Genomic DNA, 3,673 nt, shown 5'->3' with positions numbered 1-3,673 from the left:
CCACCGCCCCCGGCTACCTCCCCGGCATCCTCGGCCGCCACCACCTGGCCCCGGACGGCACGCCCCTGCCCGGCGCGGCCGCCCCGCAGGAGCCCGGCCGGGTCCGGGGCGCGGTGCGCGAAACCGTCCGCAACGCGGCCCGCGGCGCCTACCGCCACGGCGTCCAGCGCGTCGCGCCGGTGATCCGCCGGATGGGGGAGCTGTGACCACTACTTCAGGAGCTTCGATGACCCCGACCGTTCTCGCCGTGATCCCCGCCCGCGGCGGATCCAAGGGCGTCCCCGCCAAGAACCTCGCCGAGGTCGGCGGCATCCCCCTGGTCGCCCGCGCCGTCCGCGCCGCGCTCGGCGCCCCCGAGGTCACCGACGTCGTCGTCACCACCGACGACGGGGCGATCGCCGAGGCCGCCCGCACCGCCGCCGCCGACCTCCGCGCCGCCCACCGGCTGCACTGCGTGGAGCGCCCCGCCGCCATCGCGGGCGACACCGCGACCAGCGAAGCGGCCGTGCTGCACGCGATGGACGTCTACGAGGCCGAGCGGGCCCGCACCGTCGACGTGGTCCTCCTCGTCCAGTGCACCAGCCCGTTCGTCTCCCGCGAGGACATCGACGGCGTGGCGCGTGCGGTCGCCCACGAGGGCGCGGACACGGCCGTCACCGTCGCCCCGTTCCACGGCTTCGTCTGGCGCGACGGGCACGCGGTCGAGGAGAGCACGTACGGCGTCAACCACGACAAGTCCGTACGCCCCCGGCGCCAGGACCGCCCCCAGGACCACCTGGAGACCGGCGCGGCCTACGCGATGGACGCGGCGGGCTTCCGCACCCACCGTCACCGCTTCTTCGGCCACACCGCCCTGGTCCCCACCGACCCGGCCCGGGTGCTGGAGATCGACGACCCGCACGACCTGGCCCGCGCCCGCGCGCTCGCCCCGCTCCTGGACCCCTCCCCGCTGCCCTCCCTCGCGGACGTGGACGCGGTCGTCCTGGACTTCGACGGCACCCAGACCGACGACCGGGTCATGATCGACTCCGAGGGCCGCGAGACCGTCGCCGTGCACCGGGGCGACGGGCTCGGCATCGCCGCCCTGCGCAAGGCCGGCGTGCCCCTCCTGATCCTCTCCACCGAGCAGAACCCGGTCGTAGCCGCCCGGGCCCGGAAGCTCCAGATCCCCGTCCTGCACGGCATCGACCGCAAGGACGAAGCGCTGAAGCGCTGGTGCGACGAGCAGTCCCTCGCACCCGACCGGGTCCTCTACGTCGGCAACGACGTCAACGACCTGCCCTGCTTCTCCCTCGCCGGCTGGCCCGTCGCGGTCGCCAGCGCCCATGACTCGGTACGCGCCGCCGCGCGCGCCGTCACGACCACCCCCGGGGGCTACGGCGCCATCCGCGAGATCGCGGCCTGGCTGCTCGGCCCCACGTTGACCACCACCCCTGCCCCCACTGTCCCCACCAAGTAAGGAAGCACCACCATGAGCACCTCCCGCCTGCGCACCTTCGGCACCCGCACCGCCGGCCCCGGCAACCCCGTCTACATCACGGGCGAGATCGGCATCAACCACAACGGCGACCTCGACAACGCCATCGCGCTGATCGACGCGGCCGCCGAAGCCGGCTGCGACGCCGTCAAGTTCCAGAAGCGCACCCCGGAGATCTGCACCCCGCGCGACCAGTGGGACATCGAGCGCGACACCCCCTGGGGCCGCATGACGTACATCGACTACCGCCACCGCGTCGAGTTCGGCGAGACCGAGTACAGCGCCATCGCCGAGCACTGCGCGAAGCGCGGTATCGACTGGTTCGCCTCCCCGTGGGACACCGAGGCCGTCGCCTTCCTGGAGAAGTTTGACGTCCCCGCCCACAAGGTGGCCTCCGCCTCGCTCACCGACGACGAGCTGCTGCGCGCCCTGCGCGCCACCGGCCGCACGGTCATCCTCTCCACCGGCATGTCCACCCCGAAGCAGATCCGCCACGCGGTCGAGGTCCTGGGCAGCGACAACATCCTGCTCTGCCACGCCACCTCGACGTACCCGGCGAAGGCCGAGGAGCTGAACCTCCGGGTCATCAACACCCTCCAGCAGGAGTACCCGAACGTCCCGATCGGCTACTCCGGCCACGAGACGGGCCTGCAGACCACGCTGGCCGCCGTCGCGCTCGGCGCCACGTTCGTCGAGCGCCACATCACCCTGGACCGCGCCATGTGGGGCTCCGACCAGGCCGCCTCCGTCGAGCCGCAGGGCCTGACCCGCCTGGTCCGCGACATCCGCACCATCGAGCAGTCGCTCGGCGACGGCGTCAAGAAGGTGTACGAGTCCGAGCTCGGCCCGATGAAGAAGCTCCGCCGCGTCGCGGGCGTCGTCGCCGAGACCGAGAACGCGCCGGCCCCCGAGCCGGTCGCGGTCTGAGCGCCGACCGGTGAACCTCGCCTTCGTCGAGAGCCCGGTCCAGCTCCTGAACGTCCTGGAGTGGGTGCACACCCAGGGGGGAGACGACCCGACCGCCACCACGGTCGTCGTCCTCCCCCCGGTCGACCCGATGTCGCGCGGTCAGCTGCGCCGGATGGCGGAGCTGGCCCGCGACGAGGGCATCGCGGTCCGCTGGCAGGAGGCGCGCGGCGAGTCCGGCGCGCCGCTCAAGGCCCTGCGCGCCCTGGCCGGCCTGGTCCGGCGCGCGGACCACATAGTGATCGGCGACCCGTTCTCGCGCTACGTCCAGCTCCTGCTGACCCTGGTCCGCGCCGACCACCTCACGGTGCCCCACGACGGCACGGCCACCATGGAGTTCGTGGCCCAGCTGGCCCGGGGCGAGCGGCTGACCCGCTGGCACCGCCGGGGCCGTACGGGACCGCGCGAACTGGTCCTGGCCCCGGTCACCGCCACCGCCCGCCGCCGCTTCACCCCGACGGCCCGCCACACGGTCGAGGTGTTCACCGCGATGCCGGTCGAGGCTCCGCCCGGCATCACGGTCACCCCGAACACCTTCGCCTGGACCCGGGCCCGCTTCGGCCCGCCCAGCATCGGCAAAGGCGCGGACCTGGTGGGCACCTCCCTGGTCGAGACGGGCGTGGTCGACCCCGTCCCGTACCAGGAGGCGGTGGCCTCCCTGGCCCGCACCCACGGCGCCACCCGCTACTTCGCCCACCGCCGCGAGTCCGCCGAGAAGCTCCACGCCCTGGAAGCCGCCACCGGCCTGGAGATCGTCCGCCCGGACCTCCCGCTGGAACTGATCGCCCGCCGCGGCCCCATCGGCCGCACGATCGTCAGCTTCCCCTCCACGGTCGTCCACACCCTCCCGCTGGCCCTGGCCGGTACGGGCGTGGCCGTCGCGGTCTGCGACATCGCCCCGGAGTGGCTCCGCTCCACGGCATCGCCGCGCGCCCAGGGCTTCCTGAGCGGGGTCACGGAGACGGCGCGGGGGGTGCAGCGGCTGCCGTCGGTGGTGACGTGAGGGCCCCCCGCCCCCCCCCCCCCCCCCCCGGCGTCGTCACGGCCTTAAGGCCTCACGGCCTCACTGACCGAGCAGCCCGTTGCCGCCGGGCCGTTCGCCCGGCTGGCCGTCGTCCTCCCCCGGCTGGGGCGGAATCTCCGGGCTCGTGGGGGGCGCGGTGGTAGGAAGGCCGGAGCCGATGGACGGAGAAGAGACGGTGTCCGAAGACGTACGCGGGTGGCTCACCC

General features: G+C 74.1%; 3 protein-coding genes and 1 pseudogene. All 4 read left to right on the top strand.

The window, feature by feature from the left end:
• Window positions 1-206, top strand: a pseudogene (locus JS521_RS34525) (DUF6716 putative glycosyltransferase); the annotation flags it as partial.
• A gap of 20 nt (window positions 207-226) precedes the next feature.
• Complete coding sequence (locus JS521_RS34520; RefSeq protein ID WP_205086820.1) at window positions 227-1,459, top strand: acylneuraminate cytidylyltransferase; 1,233 nt, start codon at window positions 227-229, stop codon at window positions 1,457-1,459.
• A gap of 12 nt (window positions 1,460-1,471) precedes the next feature.
• The gene (locus tag JS521_RS34515) at window positions 1,472-2,404 is read left to right on the top strand and encodes an N-acetylneuraminate synthase family protein (protein WP_205086819.1); all 933 of its coding nucleotides are present in this window, start codon (window positions 1,472-1,474) and stop codon (window positions 2,402-2,404) included.
• A 10-nt stretch (window positions 2,405-2,414) separates the two neighbouring features.
• On the top strand, window positions 2,415-3,446 hold the full coding sequence (locus tag JS521_RS34510) for a hypothetical protein (RefSeq protein ID WP_205086818.1): 1,032 nt from the start codon (window positions 2,415-2,417) through the stop codon (window positions 3,444-3,446).
• Window positions 3,447-3,673 lie beyond the last annotated feature (227 nt).

It is taken from the genome of Streptomyces durocortorensis (genome assembly GCF_016901035.1).
In the GTDB taxonomy this organism is placed as follows: Bacteria; Actinomycetota; Actinomycetes; order Streptomycetales; family Streptomycetaceae; genus Streptomyces; species Streptomyces durocortorensis.
Note: the sequence above shows the minus strand (reverse complement) of the source record. Positions and strands in the feature narration are given on the sequence as shown.